20 protein-coding genes and 1 riboswitch are annotated in these 24,362 nt (G+C 40.1%); of the genes, 2 read left to right on the top strand and 18 right to left on the bottom strand.

What is annotated here, in order from left to right; translation table 11 throughout:
* Positions 1–153: 153 nt before the first annotated feature.
* The 3 genes from sdhB to ACIQXI_RS01290 all read right to left on the bottom strand — a co-directional run bounded on the left by sdhB (position 154) and on the right by ACIQXI_RS01290 (position 3,374).
* On the bottom strand, positions 154–933 hold the full coding sequence (gene sdhB / locus ACIQXI_RS01300) for a succinate dehydrogenase iron-sulfur subunit (protein WP_402920735.1): 780 nt from the start codon (positions 931–933) through the stop codon (positions 154–156).
* Between the two features lie 5 nt (positions 934–938).
* A complete protein-coding gene (gene sdhA / locus ACIQXI_RS01295) occupies positions 939–2,693 on the bottom strand; it encodes a succinate dehydrogenase flavoprotein subunit (RefSeq protein ID WP_402920732.1) in 1,755 nt (584 codons plus the stop codon).
* Positions 2,694–2,765: 72 nt separating this feature from the next.
* Positions 2,766–3,374: a succinate dehydrogenase cytochrome b558 subunit gene (locus ACIQXI_RS01290; RefSeq protein ID WP_402920729.1), complete on the bottom strand. Its 609-nt coding sequence runs from the start codon at positions 3,372–3,374 to the stop codon at positions 2,766–2,768.
* A gap of 270 nt (positions 3,375–3,644) precedes the next feature.
* On the opposite strand from ACIQXI_RS01290, the gene ACIQXI_RS01285 reads away from it, so the two are divergent.
* Positions 3,645–4,079 (top strand): YslB family protein, encoded by a 435-nt coding sequence (locus ACIQXI_RS01285; protein ID WP_402920726.1) that lies wholly within the window; start codon positions 3,645–3,647, stop codon positions 4,077–4,079.
* Between the two features lie 157 nt (positions 4,080–4,236).
* Here ACIQXI_RS01285 and ACIQXI_RS01280 read toward each other — a convergent pair whose 3' ends face one another.
* From ACIQXI_RS01280 to zapA, 13 genes are all read right to left on the bottom strand, one after another.
* Entirely contained in the window at positions 4,237–5,469 is a 1,233-nt protein-coding gene (locus tag ACIQXI_RS01280; protein ID WP_402920723.1) for an aspartate kinase, read from the bottom strand.
* Positions 5,470–5,572: 103 nt separating this feature from the next.
* A riboswitch (Lysine riboswitch) is annotated at positions 5,573–5,751 on the bottom strand.
* Positions 5,752–5,858: 107 nt separating this feature from the next.
* Complete coding sequence (gene uvrC, locus ACIQXI_RS01275) at positions 5,859–7,649, bottom strand: excinuclease ABC subunit UvrC (RefSeq protein WP_402920720.1); 1,791 nt, start codon at positions 7,647–7,649, stop codon at positions 5,859–5,861.
* Positions 7,650–7,790: 141 nt separating this feature from the next.
* Positions 7,791–8,102 carry a thioredoxin gene (trxA, locus tag ACIQXI_RS01270; protein WP_024363864.1) on the bottom strand — a complete coding sequence of 104 codons (312 nt, stop codon included), beginning with the start codon at positions 8,100–8,102 and terminating at the stop codon, positions 7,791–7,793.
* A 177-nt stretch (positions 8,103–8,279) separates the two neighbouring features.
* Positions 8,280–9,257: an electron transfer flavoprotein subunit alpha/FixB family protein gene (locus tag ACIQXI_RS01265; protein ID WP_402920717.1), complete on the bottom strand. Its 978-nt coding sequence runs from the start codon at positions 9,255–9,257 to the stop codon at positions 8,280–8,282.
* A gap of 46 nt (positions 9,258–9,303) precedes the next feature.
* Positions 9,304–10,077 carry an electron transfer flavoprotein subunit beta/FixA family protein gene (locus ACIQXI_RS01260; protein ID WP_402920714.1) on the bottom strand — a complete coding sequence of 258 codons (774 nt, stop codon included), beginning with the start codon at positions 10,075–10,077 and terminating at the stop codon, positions 9,304–9,306.
* A gap of 110 nt (positions 10,078–10,187) precedes the next feature.
* Positions 10,188–10,961, bottom strand: coding sequence for an enoyl-CoA hydratase (locus ACIQXI_RS01255; protein ID WP_402920711.1), 774 nt, complete (start codon positions 10,959–10,961; stop codon positions 10,188–10,190).
* A gap of 14 nt (positions 10,962–10,975) precedes the next feature.
* The gene (locus ACIQXI_RS01250) at positions 10,976–11,557 is read right to left on the bottom strand and encodes a fatty acid metabolism transcriptional regulator FadR (protein ID WP_402920708.1); all 582 of its coding nucleotides are present in this window, start codon (positions 11,555–11,557) and stop codon (positions 10,976–10,978) included.
* 179 nt (positions 11,558–11,736) lie between these two features.
* On the bottom strand, positions 11,737–13,428 hold the full coding sequence (locus tag ACIQXI_RS01245) for an AMP-binding protein (protein WP_402920705.1): 1,692 nt from the start codon (positions 13,426–13,428) through the stop codon (positions 11,737–11,739).
* 548 nt (positions 13,429–13,976) lie between these two features.
* Positions 13,977–14,390 carry a DUF350 domain-containing protein gene (locus ACIQXI_RS01240; protein WP_010860124.1) on the bottom strand — a complete coding sequence of 138 codons (414 nt, stop codon included), beginning with the start codon at positions 14,388–14,390 and terminating at the stop codon, positions 13,977–13,979.
* 21 nt (positions 14,391–14,411) lie between these two features.
* The gene (locus ACIQXI_RS01235; protein ID WP_402920702.1) at positions 14,412–16,778 is read right to left on the bottom strand and encodes an endonuclease MutS2; all 2,367 of its coding nucleotides are present in this window, start codon (positions 16,776–16,778) and stop codon (positions 14,412–14,414) included.
* An 18-nt stretch (positions 16,779–16,796) separates the two neighbouring features.
* Positions 16,797–18,506: a DNA polymerase/3'-5' exonuclease PolX gene (gene polX, locus ACIQXI_RS01230; RefSeq protein WP_402920700.1), complete on the bottom strand. Its 1,710-nt coding sequence runs from the start codon at positions 18,504–18,506 to the stop codon at positions 16,797–16,799.
* Positions 18,507–18,698: 192 nt separating this feature from the next.
* Positions 18,699–19,244: a CvpA family protein gene (locus ACIQXI_RS01225; RefSeq protein ID WP_402920697.1), complete on the bottom strand. Its 546-nt coding sequence runs from the start codon at positions 19,242–19,244 to the stop codon at positions 18,699–18,701.
* 5 nt (positions 19,245–19,249) lie between these two features.
* Positions 19,250–19,510, bottom strand: coding sequence for a cell division protein ZapA (gene zapA, locus ACIQXI_RS01220; RefSeq protein ID WP_402920695.1), 261 nt, complete (start codon positions 19,508–19,510; stop codon positions 19,250–19,252).
* A 135-nt stretch (positions 19,511–19,645) separates the two neighbouring features.
* On the opposite strand from zapA, the gene rnhC reads away from it, so the two are divergent.
* Positions 19,646–20,572, top strand: coding sequence for a ribonuclease HIII (gene rnhC / locus ACIQXI_RS01215; RefSeq protein WP_402920692.1), 927 nt, complete (start codon positions 19,646–19,648; stop codon positions 20,570–20,572).
* A gap of 262 nt (positions 20,573–20,834) precedes the next feature.
* Here rnhC and pheT read toward each other — a convergent pair whose 3' ends face one another.
* Positions 20,835–23,252: a phenylalanine--tRNA ligase subunit beta gene (pheT, locus tag ACIQXI_RS01210; RefSeq protein ID WP_402920690.1), complete on the bottom strand. Its 2,418-nt coding sequence runs from the start codon at positions 23,250–23,252 to the stop codon at positions 20,835–20,837.
* A 12-nt stretch (positions 23,253–23,264) separates the two neighbouring features.
* Complete coding sequence (gene pheS / locus ACIQXI_RS01205) at positions 23,265–24,302, bottom strand: phenylalanine--tRNA ligase subunit alpha (RefSeq protein WP_402920687.1); 1,038 nt, start codon at positions 24,300–24,302, stop codon at positions 23,265–23,267.
* Positions 24,303–24,362: the final 60 nt, after the last annotated feature.

The raw sequence follows: 24,362 nt of genomic DNA, 5'->3' as shown, positions 1-24,362 counted from the left end.
AATGAATACAAATTCATTATAAAGGAAGATGCTATATTATGATAGAAAAATCAGATATTTCAGCCTTTATTCTTGATTCTGCTACTATCCTCTGTCTAACAGTCTATAAAAAAACTCCCATACACGATTGTGTATGGGAGTTGCCATGTACTATTAGTCAACGTAGTGGTCAGAACCGAAGAAGTTACGGAACATTTGCACTGTTGTTGCACGGTTTAAAGATGCGATAGATGTTGTTAAAGGAATACCTTTAGGACAAGCAGCTACACAGTTTTGAGAGTTACCGCAGTTAGCAAGACCGCCGTCACCCATAATTGCATTTAAACGTTCGTCTTTAATCATTGCACCTGTTGGGTGAGTGTTAAATAGACGTACTTGTGATAATGGTGCTGGTCCAATGAATGCAGCTTTCTCAGACACGTTTGGACACGCTTCCATACAAACCCCACAAGTCATACATTTAGATAATTCATAAGCCCATTGACGTTTACCTTCAGGCATACGTGGACCTTCACCTAAATCATAAGTACCATCGATTGGTACCCATGCTTTCACTTTTTTCAGTGCATTGAACATACGATCGCGGTCAACTTGTAAGTCACGTACAACCGGGAACGTTTTCATTGGCTCAAGGCGAACTGGTTCAGTCAATTGATCAATCAGTGTTGAACATGATTGACGAGGACGACCATTAATAACCATTGAACAAGCACCACAAACTTCTTCAAGACAGTTCATGTCCCAAGAAACTGGTGTAGTTTTTTCACCAGATGCTGTCACCGGGTTTTTTTGAATCTCCATTAATACAGAAATTACGTTCATACCATGACGGTAAGGAACTTCGAATTTCTGCCAGTAGCCTTGGCCACCTTGTGTATCTTGACGTAAAATTTCAACTTTTACCATTCTTCCAGTATTAGCTGCGATTTCCATAATCCTTAGTCTCCTTTCGCAGAGTAGTCACGTTTACGTGGTGGGATTAATGATACGTCTACTTCTTGATAAGTGATGATTGGCTCGCCAGTAGCTGGATCGAATTTCGCCATTGTTGTTTTTAAGAAGTTTTCATCATCACGTTGTGGGAAGTCTGGTTTATAGTGCGCACCACGAGATTCATTACGAAGTAATGCACCTTTTGTCATTACTTTCGCTAAGTAAAGCATGTTTTTCAACTGACGTGTAAAGTGAGCACCTTGGTTACTCCATTTTTGTGTATCGTTGATGTTGATGTTTTCCCAACGTTTTTGTAATTCGCCAAGTTTTTTATACGTTTCTTCAAGTTGGTCGTTAAAACGTACAACTGTCATTGTAGCTGTCATTAACTCACCAAGCTCTTTATGAAGTAAGTAAGCGTTTTCTGTGCCGTCCATTTTCATGATAGCATCCCATTTCGCTTGCTCTTCTTTAACACGACCATCGTAAATATCTTGTGATACATCTTCAGCATGCTTTTTCAGATGTTTAACGTAATCTACTGCGTTTGGACCAGCAACCATACCGCCATAAATAGCAGATAATAATGAGTTAGCACCAAGACGGTTTGCACCATGTTGAGAGTAATCACATTCACCCGCTGCGAATAGACCAGGAATTTCAGTCATTTGGTTGTAGTCAACCCATAATCCACCCATTGAATAGTGAACTGCAGGGAAAATTTTCATTGGTAATTTACGTGGGTCATCTCCTACGAATTTTTCGTAGATTTCAATGATACCACCAAGTTTTACATCTAATTCGTGTGGATCTTTATGAGAAAGATCTAGATATACCATGTTTTCGCCGTTGATTCCAAGCTTTTGGTTTACACATACGTCGAAAATTTCACGTGTAGCAATATCACGTGGTACTAAGTTACCGTATGCAGGGTATTTTTCTTCTAAGAAGTACCAAGGTTTACCGTCTTTATAAGTCCAAATACGTCCACCTTCACCACGAGCAGATTCTGACATTAGACGGTTTTTATCGTCCCCAGGAATCGCTGTTGGGTGAATTTGAATGAACTCACCATTCGCATAAGAAGCACCTTGTTGGTATACGATAGAAGCAGCAGAACCTGTGTTAATAACAGAGTTTGTTGTTTTACCGAAGATAATACCAGGGCCACCAGTCGCCATAATAACAGCGTCTGCACGGAATGATTGAATTTCTTCTGTACGCATATTTTGTGCTACGATACCACGACAAACGCCGTCATCATCGATAACTACACCAAGGAATTCCCAGTGCTCATATTTGTTAACTAAACCAGCTACTTCATGAGAACGAACTTGCTCGTCCAATGCATATAGTAATTGCTGACCAGTTGTTGCACCTGAGAACGCTGTACGGTGCATTAACGTACCACCGAAACGACGGAAATCAAGTAAACCTTCTGGTGTACGGTTGAACATTACACCCATGCGGTCCATTAAGTGAATAATACCAGGAGCTGCATCACACATACCTTTAACTGGTGGTTGGTTCGCTAAGAAATCCCCACCATATACTGTATCATCAAAGTGAATCCAAGGAGAATCCCCTTCACCTTTTGTATTTACGGCACCATTAATTCCGCCTTGCGCACATACAGAGTGTGAGCGCTTTACAGGAACTAATGAGAATAAATCAACTTCAGTACCAACTTCAGCTGCTTTAATCGTTGCCATCAGACCAGCTAAACCGCCGCCGACAACAATTATTTTGCTTTTCGCCATGATTATTTCTCACTCCTCTTAAAAAATTGCAATGATTGCATGCACTCTTATAGTAGCTTCTATTATATTAAATTAAACGAAAGCTAAAATAGCAGCCACACCAACTACACTTAAAATTACGAAAAGAATGTTTGTTACATAAGTAGCAATCTTTTGAGACTGTGGTGATTGTGTAATACCCCAGCTTACTAAGAATGACCACAAACCATTTGTTAAGTGGAACGTTGCTGATATAATACCAACAATGTAGAATCCAAGCATAAATGGATTCGCAACGATATTTGCCATCATGTCGTAATCAACGTGTGTACCAAGCGCTTTTTGAATACGAGTTTGGAAAATATGCCATGCAATGAAGATTACTAAAAATACACCCGTGAAGCGTTGTAATGAGAACATCCAGTTACGGTATGTGCTAAAACGCCCCGTATTAGGTGTTGCTGTGAATGCAATGTACACACCATAAAATGCGTGGAACATTAATGGAATGTAGATGACAATCCACTCGACTAGGATAAGAAATGGAATTTTTTCCATTACTGCGGTAGCATCATTGTAACTCTCTGCTCCGCCTGTTGCTGTAAAGTTAATGAATAGGTGCATCGTTAAAAACAGACCTACTGGAATGATCCCAAGTAGAGAATGTAAGCGACGCCATAAAAACTCTCGATCTTTCGACAAGACTGTTACCCCCCTTAGTACTTAAAATAGCACACCAAAAGTCGTCACCATTTTGTAAATGATACTCCATTGACTGTGTATTTCATCATGGTACAATATTATGACATGTTTATTGTACTCTCAAGAGCTACGAGCGTCAAGGTAACATAGAGTTTTTGCTAGCCCTTATTATAGAAGCAATCTAGTACATAACGTGTCGTTTTTTCTCGAAAACTCTATCTTTACATTATCGGCGCTATTATAAGAAAATTCTAAGAAAGAAGGATTTCTATGTTAAATAATCCATCTAATACAATCTCATCATTTGGATATGAGTTAATCCGTGATCACATCCTATCTTCTATTCTCGGTAAACATGAAAATGACGTACTTTATTGGGCTGGAAAGGAACTTGCACGGAAGTTTCCTTGTAAAAGTCAAGAGGAACTTATCACATTTTTCGCAGATGCGAGCTGGGGTACTCTTGAATTAACAAAGGAATCTAGAGATGGACGTATTTTCCACTTAACGAATGAACCGACACTATTGCAAATTCATAATCGCAGTTTCAGATTAGAAGCAGGTTTTATTGCTGAACAAATCCAACAAGCAAAAGGTTACCTCACTGAATGTTATGATGAGAAGCGTGAAAAGCAACAGCTCATCACGTTTACAGTTAAATGGGATGTTAAAGAACGCATTATGCATACAATACCAAATGAATAAACTAGGATAACAGAGAGAAAGTGTTAGATTGGCTGCAATCAATCTAACACTTTTTTCTACTTTTTTTATGCTTTTCTGCCGGAATCACTGCTATTTAATTCATACTAAATAACACATAAGATAGAATCGCCAAGGTGGTATTCCCTATTCATAATGTTTATGAATTTTCGAGAATGTCCTCTGCTAAATTAAACTCGTCATGTAAGGCGTTTGCAGCGCGAATCATCTCGTCTTGTGGCACTACAACCGACACTTTAATTTCCGATGTGCTAACCATTTTCACTGCTATATCCTCCCGGCGTAAACGGTCAAACATACGAGCGGCCACTCCTGGATTTGATGCCATACCTGAGCCTATAATGGACACTTTCGCTAAACCAATTTCAAAATCAGCAAAACTAAAACCGAGTGACAATTTGCTATCTTCTAGTACACGTAAAGCATCAGCAAATTCTTCTTTTAAAATAGTAAACGATACGGATGGCTTCACACCTTCAATAATGGCTTGTACTATTATATCTACATTAATGCGATTTTCTGCCAATATCGCAAACATATCTGCTAATGATGCAGTGGAGTATGTATCATAACCAATCGTAAGGCGAATGACATCCGACTCATAAGCAACACCACGTACAATTAAATTTTTCTCCATTACAACTTCCTCCTTCAATAAAGTACCATCTATCTCATCTACGCTCGAACGGATAATAACCGGGATTTTAAATTTCTTGGCGAGCTCCACTGCCCGCGGATGTAAAATATGTGAACCTAAATGAGATAACTCAAGCATTTCATCATATGAAATCTCCATTAATTTTCTTGCTTTTTCAATATATCGAGGATCTGCAGTATAAACGCCATCAACATTTGTATAAATATCTACACGTTCTGCTTCTAATGCCGCCGCTATAGCGACTGCTGTTGTTTCAGCTCCACCCTTACCAAGTGTGGTAATATCGTGTGCGGCATTTATCCCCTGTTCTCCTGCAACGACTACAATTTGCCCTTGCTTCATATGCTCTTGCATGCGACGTACATCGATATCGTCGATACGAGCATGAAAATGTTTGGCATCCGTCTGCACACCAGCTTGCCAGCCCGTTAATGACACTGCATCATGGCCCGCCTCCTGTAAAGCAATGGCAAAAAGTGCGCTTGAAAGTTGGGAACTCGTCGACAGCAGTACATCCATCTCTCGTTTTGAAGCCTCATCTGATATTTCTCTTACCGTTTTCGCTAATTCTTTTGCGGTACGTCCCATCGCAGCAGTTACCACTACTACATGATAACCAAGCTCTTTTTTAGCTATTGCGATGTTAGCGACCTCTTGAATACGCTCGGTTGAGGCAATCGCTGGCCCGCCGAATTTCAGTACAATACTCCTCATCTTCATCATTCTCCTTTTATCGTTTCGTCTCTAGAACAGCAAAAAGGCAGCCCTCACATAACGTGAAAGCTGCCTGCAACATGTACAATAAAATAGCTTGCGCATGTGTGATAGCTCTCCGAAACGTCAAGATTCGACAGTCTTACATCTATTAAATGCAAAACCAGCAAAGTATCGGAAACAACAATACTTCACTTCGGCAAGCTCCCCTTTCACACATTATCACTGGATTTGTCCATCCTCCAATGTGTTACTATTGAATCTTGCACCTCTATCATCACTTATAATAGTGAATATTTAATTTTTACCCTTAGGAAGGTATTCCTTTGGGCATGGTAGAACATGACTACATTGCCATTTCTACAATCTACCTCAACCATAGCATATGTCTAATCCTTTGACAATGACTGTTGCTGAAAATAACTGTATATGCTGTTGGCTAAGTTTGCTGGCATCCCCGCTTCTTGTAGCGCAAGTTCACTTGCCTCACGAATTTTTTTGACAGAGCCAAAATGCTTTAATAATTGTTGCTTGCGCTTTGGCCCAATCCCTTCAATACCATCAAGAACTGATTGAATAGCATTTTTCTCATGCTGTTGACGTAAAAACGTAATGGCAAAACGGTGTACTTCGTCTTGAATGCGCTGTAGTAAATAAAAGCCGTCACTCGTTCGTTTTAATCCAATCACTTCTGGCGGATCACCAAATAACAGCTGTGATGTATTATGCTTATCATCTTTCGCTAAGCCCGCAATTGGAATGACAAGACCTAGTTCATCTTCTAGCACCTCTCGTGCCACTTCCATTTGTCCCTTACCACCATCAATTAGCACTAAATCAGGTAGTGGCAAACCTTCTTTTAATACCCGCGTGTAGCGGCGACGAATAACTTCTTGCATTGCCCCGTAATCGTCATGCTTTGCAGCAGTTCGTGTTTTGTATTTACGATATTCCTTTTTAGCAGGTTTACCATCTATAAAGACAACCATTGCTGATACTGCATCCGTCCCGTGCATATGACTATTATCAAATGCTTCAATACGAAGCGGCACTGAAATTCCCATGGCTTCGCCCAAAGCTTCACATGCACCAATTGTTCGCTCTTCCTGGCGTTCAATCAATTGGAATTTTGCTGCAACGGCGATTTCGGCATTTTTCATAGCTAATTCAACGAGCTCTTTTTTCTGTCCGCGTTTTGGCGTCAGTACTTTTACACCTAATAACTCCGTTAAAATGGCTGCATCAATAGAATGCGGAATGAAAATTTCCTTTGGTTTAATATGCTCTGGTCTTTCATAGAAGCGCCCGACAAATGTTAAAAATTCTTCCTCAACATCCTGATAAATCGGAAAAATCGATACATCTCGTTCAATCAGCTTCCCTTGACGGACGAAAAACACTTGCACGCACATCCAGCCCTTTTCAACTGCATAACCAAAAACATCTCGGTTCGTTGTATCACTGGACACAATTTTTTGCTTTTGCATAACGGTTTCGATATGGGCAATTTGATCGCGAAACTCCTTCGCACGTTCAAATTCAAGCTGTTCTGCCGCCGCCATCATTTTCTCTTCCAGCTCTTTTTTAACAGACTCAACGCCACCATTTAAGAACTTCGTCATATCTTCAATCATATCGTGATAAATTTGTGCATTAATATCTTTCACACAAGGTGCTAAGCATTGTCCCATATGATAATACAAGCAAACCTTTGAAGGTAATTGTACACATTTGCGAAGTGGGTAGAGTCTGTCTAACAGCTTTTTCGTCTCACTTGCTGCATATGCATTTGGATATGGCCCAAAATATTTAGCTTTATCTTTTTTTACTTTACGCGTTGTAATAAGTCTTGGGTGTTTTTCATTCGTAATTTTTAAATATGGATACGTTTTATCATCCGTCAGCATGATATTGTATTTAGGATCGTGTAGCTTAATAAGGTTTAACTCCAGAATAAGCGCTTCTAAATTAGAGGATGTCACAATGTACTCGAAATCCTCAATTTCTCCAACGAGACGCTGCGTTTTTCCTTCATGAGTTCCAGTAAAATAGGAACGCACTCGGTTTTTTAGTACCTTTGCTTTACCGACATAAATAATTGTCCCTTGTCGATCCTTCATCAAATAGCAGCCAGGCTGATCAGGTAAAATCTCAAGCTTCCGTTTTATTAAATCATTCATCGCCTACCTGCCTCCCTTTTGCGCATTGCCCTTTTTACATCATGCATGAAAAAGGAGCGTATAGCGTTATCTTATCTTTTATTATATAACGAAAAAAAGCCAAGCACATCTAAAGATGGCTCAGCTCTTTTTTAAAACAAATTAAGCATGTTTTGCGATAAATGCTTCTAAAGCTTCTTTTGGTTGGAAACCAACAGTTTTGTCTACTAATTCACCATTTTTGAATAAAAGCAGTGAAGGAATAGACATGATTTGGTATTGTGCTGCAGTACCTTGGTTGTTATCCACGTCTACTTTGACGATTTTAGCCGCACTACCAGCAGCATCCATTTCTTCAAGAACTGGACCAATCATTTTACATGGTCCACACCAAGCAGCCCAAAAGTCGACTAATACTAAGCCTTCTTTAATATCATCTTGGAACGTTGCATCTGTTGCATGTACAATTGCCATTTGAAATCCTCCTTAATCTTACTACGCTTGTAGTATAGCATGGATAAATTAGCTTGAGCGAACAATCTGCCTGTACTGTATAATTTAGGTTCTACGTCAATGACCATCCATTGTTTTGCTATGTATGGACCCTTTCGCCCATTCAATACAGTTAAAAAGCTAGGGATAAACCCTAGCTTATGCGTTCACTTTTAACGCTTTAAATTCTTCGATTAGCAATGGTACTACTTCGAATAAATCCCCTACAATACCATAGTCAGCTACCTTGAAGATATTAGCTTCTGGATCTTTATTAATAGCAACGATTACTTTCGAGTTTGACATACCAGCTAAATGTTGAATCGCTCCTGAAATACCTGCTGCGATGTATAGGTCAGGTGTCACTACTTTACCTGTTTGACCGATTTGCAGAGAATAATCACAGTACTCTGCGTCACATGCACCACGAGATGCACCAACTGCGCCACCAAGTAAATCAGCTAATTCTTTTAATGGTTCAAAGCCTTCTTCTGATTTTACACCACGACCACCAGCTACAACTACTTTCGCTTCTGAAAGATCTACGCCTTCTGATGATTTACGTACAACTTCTTTAATGATTGTTCGTAGGTTCGTAATGTCAACAGCAACAGAGGAAACATCGCCTGCTTTACCTGCCGCTTTCTCTAAAGGAGCAATATTGTTTGGACGAATTGATGCTAATACAATACCCTCTTTAATTTTTACCTTTTCAAAAGCTTTACCTGAATAGATTGGGCGGATGAATACAACATCATCTCCGGCACCTTCAATTGCTGTAACATCCGATACAAGACCTGCTTGTAATTTACTCGCAATTTTTGGAGATAAATCTTTACCGTTTGCTGTATGACCAAAGACAATACCTGCTGGATTTTCTTGCTCAATGACAGCAAGTAATGCTTGTCCATAGCCATCTGATGTATATTGTTTTAAATGTGGATGCTCTACAGTAACAACACGATCTGCACCATGCTCAAATAATGGCCCTGTTAACCCTGCAACCGCATCTCCTAAAAGAACACCAACAACTTCGCCACCATCAGCGATTTGTTTTGCTGCAGCAATTGCCTCGAAAGATACATTACGTAAGCTTCCTTCACGAACTTCACCTAATACTAATACTTTTTTTGACATAGTATATTCCCTCCGTTACCCTTTAAGATTCGATTTGCGCTAACACTTAAACTACTTTCGCTTCTGAATGAAGTAGGTTGACTAGCTCTTTTGCTTGTTCAGCAAGCTCGCCTTCCAAAATACGACCTGCAGCTTTTTGAGCTGGTAGGTAAATGTCGACTGTTTCTACTTTTACTTCAACATCATCTTCATCGATATCTAAATCATCTAATTCAAGCTCTGCAAGCGGTTTCTTCTTCGCTTTCATAATGCCTGGTAATGATGGGTAACGTGGCTCATTTAAACCTTGTTGAGCAGTTACTAGTAGTGGTAAAGACGTTTCAATCACTTCTGAATCCCCTTCGATATCGCGCACGATTTTTGCAGATGTGCCATCGATTTCAAGGTTAGTAATTGTTGTAACATAGTTGATGCCTAATAAATCTGCAACACGTGGACCTACTTGACCTGAACCACCGTCAATTGCCACATTTCCTGTTAAAATTAAGTCAGCATCTTTATCTTTTAAATACTCTGCTAAAATGAAAGCAGCAGCATTTTGATCTAATTCATCTAAATCATCTTCTGTATTAATTAGTACCGCTTCGTCGGCACCCATAGCTAACGCTGTACGTAATTGCTTTTCCGCATCTTCGCCACCGATCGTCACAACTGTTACTTTACCACCAGCTGCGTCACGAACTTGGATTGCTTCTTCAATTGCGTATTCATCATAAGGATTAATAATGAATTCAGCGCCGTCCTCTTGGATTTTACCACCTGACACAACGATTTTTTCTTCCGTATCAAACGTACGTTTAATTAATGCAAAAATGTTCATATTTCATACCCCCTGCAACGTTTTTTAAATTCCCAAGTAAACTTGTAAATATTATATATTTTCAGCATCGACAAGCTCCCCTTTGTGTCGTTATCAATACTGATGGTAAACTATTTGCCAGTAAACACAGGCTCGCGTTTTTCAAGAAATGCTTGAATGCCTTCTTTGGCATCTTCTGAAACAAAAACTGTACCGAAGGATTTCGCTTCTGCTTCAACACCCTCATAAAATGAAGCGGGTTTCGCATATTGCAATGCTTGAATTGCTTCTTTTAAGGCAATTGGACTCTTCTTCGCAATTTTTTTCGCTACCTTTAATGTTTCATCAAGTAATGCTTCATCTGTAAATGCACGGTTAGCTAAACCCCACTGCACAGCTTCTGCACCTGAAATCGGTTCGCTTGTAAACATCATTTCTGCTGCTTTTGCCACTCCAACATAACGTGGTAAACGTTGTGTGCCACCAAAGCCAGGTATTAGCCCTAGTTGTAGTTCAGGTAAGCCTAGTTTTGCAGTTTCAGTTACAAAGCGCATATGACAACTCATAGCTAGTTCTAGCCCACCGCCAAGTGCGGCACCATGAATAGCTGCAATGACTGGCTTAGCAAATGATTCAACACGTTCGAATACTTGCTGCCCATTACTTGCAAGCTTTGTAAATTCCGCTCCAGATTGCACTTCTGTAAATTCTTTAATGTCTGCACCTGCTGAGAAGAAACGGCCTTCACCATGAAGTACAAGGACACGTACTGTGTCATCGTTTTCTACGGCATCAAGCACAGCATCTACTTCAGCAATGATTCCGCGAGATAGTGCATTTGCTGGAGGACGGGCAATTGTCACAATCGCTACGCCATCTTCTACTTTCCAACTTAGAAATTCCATTTCTCCACATCCTTTTATGCTTTAATGCCGTTCAGTATTAATGCCTGAACTTTTGGAACTTGTTCCATCAAATCATATCGATAGTCATTCATCACCCACGACGTAATGGTTTCGTCTATCGTGCCAAATACCATTTGACGCGCTAAGCGCACATCCATCGTTTGGTTGAACTCACCTGTAACCATACCGTCAATTAAAATCTGATCGAGCAATTGTAAGTAATCTCTTAAAACACCATTGATTTTTTGCCGTAAATCTTTGTTAGATTGTCGAAGTTCTAATTGCGTGACGGTTGCTAGGGATCGATCTGTAGCTAGAACTTTAAAATGGTTTTCAATCATTCTTGAAAGTTTGTCTTTCGACGTACTTCCATTTTCTATTATATCTTGTAATGACTCTACAAAAACAGCCATTTTTTCATTAAAGACAGAAATTAATATATCTTCTTTATTTTTAAAATATAAATAGATCGTTCCATCGGCTACCCCTGCTTGTTTAGCAATCTTCGATACTTGCGCTTGGTGATACCCATTTTCTGCAATAACGAAGACAGCTGCATCAATAATTTGCTTATATTTTGGCTTATCTCGTTTCAATTTTATATCACCACCTAAAAACATACATACGCTTCATTACTTCCATATTTATCTTGATTGATCCCTCCATACGAGGGGTATTTTCCTGCAAACAAAAAAATATGAAAATATGAATGGTTATTCATTCATATTTTCATATTATATTTTACATGGACGCTTGTCAATACTTTAACACGTAGTTATTTTGCTTCTTTATTCGCTATTTTTGTTTTTTCTTCATCTACTAAGGAACGACGTAAAATTTTTCCGACTGCTGTTTTTGGTAGTTCATCTCGGAATTCATAATAGCGTGGCACTTTAAATGCAGCTAAGTGCTGACGACAGTATTTATTTAATTCGTCTTCAGTAATCGAATATCCTTCTTTTACTACAATATATGCTTTCACCGTTTCTCCTCGATATGGATCTGGGATACCTGCTACTACGCATTCTTGGATTTCTTCACGTTCATACAAAACTTCTTCGACTTCACGAGGATAAATATTAAAGCCACCTGCAATAATTAAATCCTTTTTCCTGTCGACCACATAGAAAAATCCATCCTTATCCATATAGCCAAGGTCACCAGTTAAAAACCAACCATCTGCAAAAGTGGCAGCCGTATCTTCTGGTCGATTCCAATATCCTTTCATAATTTGAGGTCCTTTAACGGCAATTTCACCGATTTCACCGACTGCAAGTTGTTCCGTATCACCAGTTCGTAAAATGACCGCATCCGTGTTTGGCCACGGTAAGCCCACTGAGCCAATGACACGTTTCCCCCAAATAGGCGTTGCGTGCGTTACTGGAGACGTTTCGGTTAAGCCATACCCTTCGACAAGCTTCCCCCCTGTGACCGCTTCAAATTGTTCCTGTAGTTCTACTGGTAATGAAGCAGAGCCACTTAAACATGCCTTAATAGACGATAAATCATATTTAGCAATATCCGGATGATTTAATAAACCAATATATAAGGTCGGCGCTCCAGGGAATAATGTTGGTTTTTGCTTATCGATTGTTTTCAATGCAGTTTCCGCATCAAACTTTGGCAATAATACCATTCTATTTTGGGTGAAGACAGTTAGTAGCATCACCGTTGTCATTCCATAGACATGGAAAAATGGAAGCACGCCCATAATGGTTTCCTCGCCATGGACACATTGATACATCCATGCATCACACATTGTCGTATTGGCAATTAGGTTTTTATGCGTTAACATGACACCCTTTGGATAGCCTGTTGTTCCACCTGTATATTGAAGCAAAGCTAGGTCTTCTTCAAAATCGAATGGCACATCGATCATTTTGACAGGTGCAGATTTCATTATTTCTGTAAATAAGTGATTTTGTCCACTATGCTCAACTTTTACGCTAAAGCCGTATTGTTTCTTTTGAATAAATGGATATACTAAGTTTTTTGGGAATGGTAAGTAATCTTTGATGGCAGTTACAATGACATTTTCTAGAGCGGTTTCTTTCATGATTTTCATGACGCGTGGATACAATATGTCCATTACGAGGATGACTTTTGCACCCGAATCGGCCATTTGGTATTGCAATTCACGTTCCGTATAAAGTGGATTCGTTTGTACGACGACCGCACCGGCATACATTGCACCATAGTAAGCGATTACACTTTGGGGTGTATTTGGTAGCATGATTGCCACACGGTCTCCCTTCTCTACTCCTAAGGCTTGTAAGTAGTTCGCGAACTTAAGTGCAGACTCATATAACTCGGTGTACGTCAAATCCTTACCCATGAAATGAATAGCCACTTTAGTTGGCTTTTTTTCATAGGCACGTGTCAAAAACTCTTGCACAGGAATTTCCTCAAACGTTAAAGACGGTGGTACTTCTTCAGGATAATTTGCTAGCCACGGTTTTGCTGTCATACGTCCTCTCCCCTTTGTCCCAAACTTTGTAAATACTTAATTTAATTATAATGAAAAAGAAATACACTTTCAAACACAAAAATAGAAAATAAATGCATTTTCGATTAATTATTATGCATTTCACAACATTTATATAACTACTATCTAAAGGTTATTTTGTTATCCTACCTAATGAATATACATTCATTGTTTCGTTTTATCTAGAACTGAAACGCTTCAAATTTCTATTTTAAAATAACAGTTTATTTCATTGTAAATTCTTTTATTGCCGGGAATTGTTGTGTTTTTAGCAGTTTATTGACGATATAGTCCCTGTCGATGGGGGTTTCCACTGCTTTATTGGTAATTCACTTTCTGTTTATGGCGATGCCGTCAAATTTTAATTGTTCAAAAAAAAACTGTAGATAAAACTTGAACATTTCAAGTATATCTACAGTTTTTTTTGCATTATAAACTTACACGGTTAACATATAATAGACACCAACTGCCAAAAATGCGATGCAGACTACGATTAGAACTTTCGCTAATTTTTCCATCTCATAACACTCCTATGCAATACTTGCCCCAATAACGAACGATAGACCGACTGAAATCGTAAAGGAAATAAAACCTACTGAGCGATTGTCATTGGCAATTTCTTGATCCACGTTAAAACGCGGTGTCATAAATTCAAATAAGAAATACGCCACAATTAGTAACGTAAAGCCAAATAGTCCCCAACCAATCATCTCACTAAGCGTACTATGGCGAGCAATAGAATAACGGAAAATATTGCAAATACCTAATATTTTGCCGCCCGTAGCAAGCGCCACAGCCACATTACCATTTTTTATTTCTTCCCAATTTTTATATTTCGTAACGACTTCGAACAATGCCATCGAGACGACTAAACATAACACAACAACACTAAAATATCCTGCCGTTTCGATAATTGGATATCGCCAAAAGCTAGAATTTAGCATTTTCTCCGTCCCCTTTACAGCTTATTTCAACTCCACTACAGTGACGCCAAATCCACCTTCGCCTGCTTCTCCAAAACGGAAGGATTTCACCCGTTTGTGTTTTTTCAGGTAACTTTGAATGCCTTGACGTAATGCACCTGTTCCAACTCCGTGGATTATCGACACTCTGCCATAGTTTGCAAGCAGCGCATCATCTATATATTTTTCAGTACGAATGATTGCATCCTCATAGCGCTCCCCACGTAAATCTAACTCTAATTTCACATGGCTATCTCGATTTTTCACACCAGCTATTCGTTGTACAGGCTCTTTCTCTGGTTTAATGTATTCCAGGTCTGTATCAGCAATTTTCATCTTTAAAATGCCCATTTGTACAACCCATTCCACATCCGATACTTTTTCAAGCAAAGTTCCTCGTTGACCATAGCTTAACACCTTTACCTCATCGCCGACAACCAAGTTTTGTGCACGCGCCTTTACTTGCGCTGCTTTTTTCAAGACTTTGTTGTGCTCAAGCGGTGTCGCCTCTTCTAATCGTTTACGCGCCTCAATCAACTCATGCTCTTTTACTACTTGATCAGCGTTTTTGCGCATTTCTCGTAGTTCGGCAATAATGGATTCCGCTTCTCTTTTCGCTTCATCCACAATTTTACGCGCTTTTTCCTTGGCCTTTTTATCCAGTGCTTCTTTGCGCTCTTCATATGCTTGAAGCTTGTCCTGAAGCTCTTTGCGTAGTGCCTCGGACTCTAATAGTAAATCGTGAGAGCGCTCAGCATCGTCTTCGGATTGACGTCTTGTTGCTTCTAAAGAAGCAATCATCGATTCCACCTCATGTCGATCAGTACCTGTAAAGTTTTTAGCACGATCGATAATCGATTCTGGTAAGCCAAGACGACTCGAAATTTCAAAGGCGTTGGAGCGACCTGGCACCCCAATCAGTAAGCGGTAAGTCGGACTTAACGTCTCAATATCAAATTCTACACTTGCATTGGCAACGCCAGGGCGATTATAGCCATATGCTTTTAATTCAGGATAGTGCGTCGTTGCCATAACACGAGCGCCACGACCATGCACTTCATCTAAAATAGAAATCGCTAAGGCAGCACCTTCTTGCGGATCCGTGCCGGCCCCTAATTCATCGAATAGCACAAGTGATTCATGATCAAATTGCTGTAAAATGTCGACAATGTTTACCATATGAGACGAGAATGTTGATAGCGATTGTTCAATTGATTGTTCATCACCAATATCTGCAAAAAGTTGCTCGAATACCGCTAGTTCTGAACCATCTAATGCCGGTACTGGTAACCCAGCCTGTGCCATCAACGTACATAGGCCAACTGTTTTTAAAGTAACCGTTTTACCACCCGTGTTTGGTCCTGTAATGACAATGGCTGTAATGTCTTTACCAAATTCAATGTCATTAGCCACAGCCGTTTCAATTGGTAATAGTGGATGCCGTGCACGTACAAGTCGGATATAGCCATCCTTGTTCATTTTCGGCATCGTGCATTTATTCGCCTGACCATATTTGCCTTTTGCTAGAATAACATCAATTTCACCTAAAATTTTTACTAAGTTAAATAAATCAGGTGCCACTTCCTCAACCATTGCACTTAAAGCAAGCAAGATGCGGGCAATCTCAGTTTGTTCTTTCATTTTCAGTTGATGAATTTCATTATTCGCTTGTACAACCGAATCCGGTTCGATAAATAATGTTTGACCAGATGACGATTGGTCATGCACAATGCCGCCATAATGGTGGCGATATTCTTGTTTAACAGGAATAACATAACGGTCGTTACGAATCGTTACAATGGCATCCGACAGCATTTTTGATGCATTGCTCCCACGCGTTAAGCTTTCAAGCTTCGAACGCACTTTAGCCTCTTCAGCGCGCAACGATTGACGAATGGAACGCAATGTTTGGCTGGCTGAATCTAACACAGCACCGTTATCATCTATACAGTTATTAATTTCATGCTGTAAGCCTGTAAGTACAGGCATCATTTCTTTTTTAGCAATAAAATGAGGAATTTCAACGACTTCCTCGGACTCTAAATCCTCCAGGAAATTACGAAGAATACGGCTAGCTCGAATTGTGCTAGACACTTCCATTAATTCCATCGCTGACAGCATGCCTCCAATTTGGGCACGTCTTGCAGCAGGACGCACATCAAAAATACCACCCATTGGCACATTGCCTTTCACACGTAAAATGGAGAGTCCCTCATCCATTTCTTCTAGCAATTGCACTACTTTTTCATAATCAGTTTGTGGTACAAGCTCATCAATAGCAGATTTGCCAATTGAAGAAGTACAGTATGTAGCCACTTGTTGACGTACTTTGTCATATTCTAGTGTTTTCAATGCGCGTTCTGCGATCACTGAGAACACCTCCTCAACCTATTTATTTCGTCGAATGAACGCCTCAAACTGTTCCCGCGTCCATGTGTTGACAATCATATCTTTTTTTAGCCATGCCTTATTTGCATAACGCACGCCAATATCCATAAAACGTAAATGAGCAATATCATGGGCATCGGTATTAATCGCAACAGGTACACCTGCCGCAACAGCCATTTCTAAATGCTCCACACATAAATCTAATCGGTAAGGATTGGCGTTTAACTCTAAAATTTTACCATATTCCTTCGCCCATTCAATTAACTGTGCTATATCTGGATTATAACCAGCACGGTCCTCAATAATGCGACCTGTCGGATGGGCAATCATATGCACGTATGGATTTTGCATCGCCGTGTGTAAACGCGCCATAATTTTATCCTGAGATTGTGTAAAACTGGAATGAATTGAGGCAATAACAAAATCTAATTGACGTAGCACTTCATCATCAAAATCTAACGAACCATCTGGTAAAATATCCATCTCTGTTCCTGCATATAAATAAAAGTTTGGATGGGCTTCATTAAATGCGTCAATTTCCGTTCGTTGCTTTCCTAACCTTGCAGGTGTTAAACCATTTGCCACTTTTAAATACTGAGAGTGATCTGTAATAACGCCATATTGATACCCGCGTGTAATTAATGCCTCGCCCATTTCCGCAACAGAATACGCACCATCTGACCATGTCGTATGCATATGCAAATCGGCAACTATATCCTCTAGCTTCACTAAATCCTTTACTTCATGTTGGCGATCAAACTCCGTTGAACCTGTTCGTAAGCTAGGTGGGATAAATGGCAAATCAAAATGTGCAAAAAATGCCGTTTCGTCTTCAAACGTCAGTACAGAACCATCTGCTTGCTCTACACCGTATTCACTAATTTTCTCACCACGAGCTTTGGCAAGTTGGCGCATGCGTACATTATGATCCTTTGAACCTGTAAAATGATGCAAGGCTGTCGCATACTCTACATCTTGCACTAGGCGAAAATCAACACTTACAGGATCCTCTAAATCTAAAATCACAGAAATTTTTGTATCCCCTGCAGCCACTACTTCTTGAATCGCAAGTTCACTTAATAATTTTTCACGCACTGCCTCCACCTTTTCCGTGACAACGATAAAATCAATATCTTTACTCGTTTCTGCTGCTCGGCGGAAGCTTCCAGCTACGGAAAAACGTGTTACTTCTTCCATACTACCGAGAAGTGCTTCAATTTGTAAAACAACAGGCTCCAGCTGCCAAATTGGCAATCGTTCCGAACGATTGGCGAAATTCGCTAGCTCTTTTAAAATTTTTTCTTCTGTTTTCGCTGCAAAGCCTGCTAGTTCGCGTACTTTGCCGGCCTCACATGCAGCTTGTAAACTTTCAGCCGAATCAATACCTAGCTCCTGATGAAGCTTAGCAATTTTTTTGCCACCTAAGCCAGGCAACTTCAATAATGGCAGTAACCCTTTTGGTACGATTTCTTGTAATTCTTTTAAGAGACTAGACTCTCCTGTCTCAATTAGGTCTTCAATAACAGCCGCCGTGCCTTTACCTATTCCTTTTAACTTTGTAACATCTTCCATTTCACTTAAGGAACGCTCGTCACCTTCAAGTGCAGCAGCAGCTTTGCGAAAGGCGGAAACTTTAAATGGATTTTCGCCCTGTAACTCCATATATAATGCAATTTTTTCTAATGTACGAATGATTGTTTTTTTGTTCATTTTTGAATTCCCCCTATCGTAAAAACACTTCCCTCTAGTCCGAGAGAAGTGCATCATTTACTATTGCCTATTCATGACGGTTGTGCATGCACAAAACAGCTGTGTCCTAACAGCACCTTTGCCAGTTAGCAGATTTCTACGGACAAACAAGTGAACACTACATTCAATTTTCCATGCGTAGATTTCCAATTGTTAAGAAGCATGGAGGTAAATATACCACCATTTTTGGAACATCTTCGTAATAATCGGCGTATGTTCCAACATGAGGCCTGATAAGAACGACTTCGACATTAAATTTTGCACCAAATCAAGTGGTACTAATGCCAAAACATACAACACAATAAACAAAATTAAATAATTTTCAATCAAGCCAAATAGGGCACCAAGCCATCGATTCACCATATTTAACACTGGTAAATATGCAATAAAATCAAAAATAGATGCCACAATTTGCAATGAAATCTTCACCACAAAGAAAATAACTGCGAAGGCAATGACGCGGTAAAACGTCCGGTCTAAATCCAAGCTGTCAATGACAACGGCAAGGCTCCCCGAATCCGTAACACCTGGATATGGCACCCAAAACACAAATTTCTGTGCTAATGGCTTATAATAAATATACGCAACAACGAGGGCAACGACAAAGCTGACAATATGCATCATTTGTACAATGAAGCCGCGTTTTGCCCCGACTAGCAGTCCAACTACTAGAACTACTAATATGATTAAATCTAGCATTCACTTCAACCCTTTAATTTTTTCAATTCTTCTTCTAGTAATTCTATTTGCTCTTTTAAGAGTAAATATTCGTGCACCGTATTTACAGCTGTAAGGACGGCAAGCTTTGTGCTATCAAGTGAGGGATTATGTAAATTCATTTCGCGCATACGATCATCAACAATAGAAGCGACAAGTCGCATATGTCCAATGGATTCGGAGCCGACCATTTTATATGTATGACCATATATTTCCACAGAAATTTTGTTCTTTTCTTGATTTTCCATAGTCGCACCCTCCAATAAAATCTTTTTGCTCACTATTTTATCAGTAATGAGCAACATCCACACAAAAAAGCTATATATTATCATACCATGAAAGGTATAAAATTGTGAACAATGAGGATAGAAAGGAACGGTTAAATGTCAAATATTGTACTTTTAATTTCAACAAATGCACAAAAAGAGGTGATGTCTTATTACGCAAGTTATTATGTGGAACGCAAAGCTCCAGGTGTTGTCTTTGCTGCAAAACTACCTGATACAGCGATTACGATGTATAAATCAGGGAAATGTATGTTTCAAGGAGGCGGCGCTGAGCGTGAAGCGGCACGTTGGAGTACTTCAGGGGTAGCCACTACGCAAAAGTCTTCTGCTGTTGGGACAAAAGGGGATAAGCTTCCGGATGGTTTTGCGTCAATGTCTGTGCTTGGTTCTGATGAAACAGGAACTGGTGATTATTTCGGTCCGATTACCGTGGCAGCCGTTTACGTTCCCTCTTCCAAAATAGAACTCATAAATGAGCTAGGTGTGAAAGATTCTAAAATGCTCACAGATGATTATATGCGCAAAATAGCACCTGATTTACGTGCCGCTTGTGTTCATAGTGTGCTTGTCTTACGCAACGAAAAATATAATGTATTACAGGCAAAAGGCTACTCTCAAGGAAAAATGAAAGCGATGATGCACAATAAAGCACTTGGACATACACTGGCTAAAATGGCTCCCGAAAAACCTGCACATATTTTAATTGATCAGTTTGCCGAACGTGGCGTCTATTACAATTACTTAAAAAATGAGCGTGAAGTGGTCAGAGAGGACGTACTTTTTTCAACGAAAGCGGAACAATTGCACGTGGCAGTCGCCACCGCTTCCATTTTGGCACGTGCGGCTTTCTTAAAGGAAATGGATCGACTGAGTGAGCTCGCTGGCGTAGAATTACAAAAAGGCGCATCTAGCAAGGTTGATGCCTTAGCTGCACGCATTTGGCGTGGACAAGGCGAGGAATTTTTACGCTCCATCACAAAATGGCATTTTGCCAATACGGAAAAAGCTCGGAAGTTAAAATAAATTTAAAAGGTCTTCTGCCGTTGATTTCCGCTTCAGGCTGGACGCTTTCCGCGGGCACACACGTAAGCCGCAACCCTCGCTAACGCGCGGGGATGTTGCGTCTTACGTGTGTGCTTTCCCGCAGGAGTCGCCAGCCCTCCGCTCCAATCAACTAAATGAGTAATAAAAAAGACAAAAGGCACCAAGAGTAAACTTCTTGATGCCTTTTGTCACACTTTAAGCTGTCTATACTTTCGAGACAGCTTGTTAAAATTAGTACAAACTAACGCACTTCTGTTCCTTCAATTGTCGCAATTGCTTTTAACACTTTATTATGTGCAGCAACTACTTCATCATCTGTTAACGTGCGCTCTGGATCGAAGTATGTTAATGAGAAGGCAACAGATTTTTTACCTGCTTCCATTTTTTCACCTTCATAAACATCGAACACTTTGATATCTTTTAACAGTTTCACACCTGCTGAACGAATAGCAGAAATAACTTCACCCGCTGCTGTTGCACGATCCATAACTAGTGCAATATCACGAGACATTGCTGGGAAACGAGGAACTGGTTTATAGCCAAGTGGTGCTTCACTTGCGTTTGCTTGTAATAGAGCAACTAAATTCATTTCCATCACATACGTATCTTTGACACCCCATGTTTTTTGCTCCGCAGGATGTAAACCACCGATTATACCTACTTGTTCGCCATCTAATAAAATGCTAGCTGTACGCCCAGGATGTAGGCCTGCTACTTCTGATTTCACAAATGCAATACGCTCTGTTAAACCAAGCTTACCAATTACACCCTCGATAATACCTTTTAGGACGAAGAAGTCTACTTCCTTTTTCTCGCCTTGCCAAGCATGATCTAACCATTTACCTGTTAACACAGCCGCAACATGCTCTTCTTCATACGGTAGTCCCTCTTCTGTTTGACCTAGGAAGACAGAACCAACCTCGTATAATGCCACACTATCTGCTTTACGCGCCACGTTATATGCTGCCGCTTCAATCAAATGTGGAATTAAGCTTTGACGAAGTGTTGAACGATCTTCACTCATTGGCATTAATAAGCGTGTTACTGGTTCCGCCTTTAGTGCAAAGCGTTGGGATAATGCATCAGATGTTAATGAATAAGTGACCGCTTGATATAGCCCTGCCCCTTCCATATAGCTACGCACAACACGACGATTCGCTTGATAAGAAGTCAATTGCCCAACTTGGTTGGCACCTTCTGGTAAAGTCATAGGGATTTCATCGTAACCATATAAACGTGCAATTTCTTCTACGATATCTTCTTCAATTTTAATATCTTGACGACGAGTCGGTGCATCGATAATTAATAAGCCATTTGCTGCTTCTACACCAAATTTTAATCGCTCTAAAATAGACAGCATATCTTCTAAAGAAATTTTCATGCCAAGACGTTCGTTAATAAAGTCTGGAGAGACTACAACACGTGCAGGCGTTTTATCTAACTCATCTACGATACAAGTACCTTCTAACACTTCACCGCCTGCTAATTCAGCTAGCAATGCAGCAGCGCGTTCAGCGGCAGGCACAACTCGGTTTGGATCAACGCCTTTTTCAAAGCGAGCTGATGCATCGGAGCGAAGACCTAGGTTACGTGAAGTTTGGCGCACTGTTAAGCCATCGAAATACGCAGATTCAATAACAACGGTAGTGGTAGATGCTGTTACTTCGGAATTTGCTCCGCCCATTACCCCTGCAATTGCCACTGGCTCTTTGCCATTTGTAATGACTAAATCAGTTGCCTTTAATGTACGCTCTTGATCATCTAAAGTGGTGATTTTTTCACCTTCCGTTGCTTTACGAACAACGATTTCACCTGTTGCTAAGCTATCGTAGTCAAATGCATGAAGTGGTTGACCATATTCCATTAAAACATAGTTTGTCACATCGACAACATTATTGTGAGGACGTACCCCAGCAGCCATTAAGCGATGTTGTAACCACATTGGTGACTCTGCAATTTTGACGTTTTTCACAACTTTCGCTACGTACATAGGGTTCGCTTGTAAATCTTCTACGCGCAGCTTTAGTAAGTCTTCCGCTTTTTCAGAAGAAGTAGAATAAGTGATTTCAGGATACTTAATTTCTTCGGAAAGAATGGCACCCACTTCATACGCTACACCTAACATTGATAGGGCATCAGAGCGGTTTGGTGTTAAGCCAAGCTCCAGCACTGTATCACGAAGCCCTAAAAGCGCTAGTGCATCAGCGCCTACTTGTGCATCTTCAGGTAAAACATAAATGCCTTCTGCATATGCTTTCGGTACTAACTTGCCTTCAATACCAAGCTCTTGTAATGAACAAATCATGCCGTTTGATTCGTGTCCACGAAGTTTTGCTTTTTTAATTTTAATGCCACCTGGTAAATGTGCACCTGGACGTGCAACGATGACTTTTTGACCTGCATCAACGTTTGGTGCGCCGCAAATAATTTGCTGTGGCTGTTCTTCCCCAACATCGACTTGGCAAATATTTAATTTATCGGCTTCAGGATGCTTCTCTTTTGATACAACATAGCCGACAACGATTTTATCCATACCGCTCGCACGGTCAATTACAGCGTCTACTTCTATACCAGAACGTGTAATTTTTTCTGCTAATTCTTCAGGCGCTAAACCTTGTGTACTTACATAATCTTTTAACCATTCTAATGATACTAACATTTATAGTCCCCCTTACGCCTCTGTTCGCTCGAATTGTGATAAGAAACGTGTGTCACTTGTATAGAAATGACGAATATCGTCGACACCATATTTCAACATAGCGATACGCTCTGCACCAATACCAAATGCGAAACCAGAAACTTTCTTCGGATCATAACCAGCCATTTCAAGCACATTTGGATGTACCATACCCGCGCCTAAAATTTCAATCCAGCCTGTGCCTTTACATACGTTACAGCCTGAGCCACCGCATTTGAAGCAAGAAATGTCCATCTCAACAGAAGGCTCTGTGAATGGGAAGAAACTTGGACGCAAACGAATTTCACGATCAGCACCGAACATTTTTTTCGCTAATGTATCCAGTGTTCCTTTAAGGTCACTCATACGAATATTTTCACCAATGACTAAACCTTCAATTTGCATGAATTGGTGTGAGTGTGTTGCGTCATCATTATCGCGACGGAATACTTTCCCTGGACAAATTATACGAATTGATTCGCCCTTTTTCGCTTCCATCGTACGCGCTTGTACTGGAGATGTGTGTGTACGTAATAATATTTCCTCGGAAATATAAAATGAATCTTGCATATCACGAGCAGGATGTCCTTTTGGTAAGTTTAACGCTTCAAAGTTATAGTAATCCTTTTCTACTTCTGGACCTTCCGCTATTTCGTAACCCATGCCGATAAATAAATCTTCAATTTCTTCAATGACGCGTGTTAATGGATGACGGTTACCTACTTTAATGGCACGACCAGGTAATGTAACATCAATCGACTCACTTGCTAATTTTTCGGCAATAGCCGCTTCTTCTAATACATTTACTTTTGCTTCTAGTACCGCTGTAACATTTTCACGAACTGTATTTACCAAAGCACCCATTTTCGGACGCTCCTCAGCCGATAATTTCCCCATTCCTTTTAGTAAATCTGTAATGGGTCCCTTTTTCCCTAAATAAGCGACACGCACATCATTTAATTCTTTTAAATTTGCTGCTGCTTCAATTTTTGTTAACGCTTCTTGCTCTAACTGTTTTAATTGCTCTTCCATGTGTAAAACCTCCTTGTTCATATCAGTGCCTCTATGCATAAATGGCACAAAAAAACTCGC

Source organism: Lysinibacillus sp. NPDC097195 (assembly GCF_044762075.1).
Taxonomy (GTDB): Bacteria; Bacillota; Bacilli; order Bacillales_A; family Planococcaceae; genus Lysinibacillus.
The sequence above is the reverse complement of the archived record's forward strand: the minus strand, read 5'-3'. Positions and strand labels throughout refer to the sequence as shown.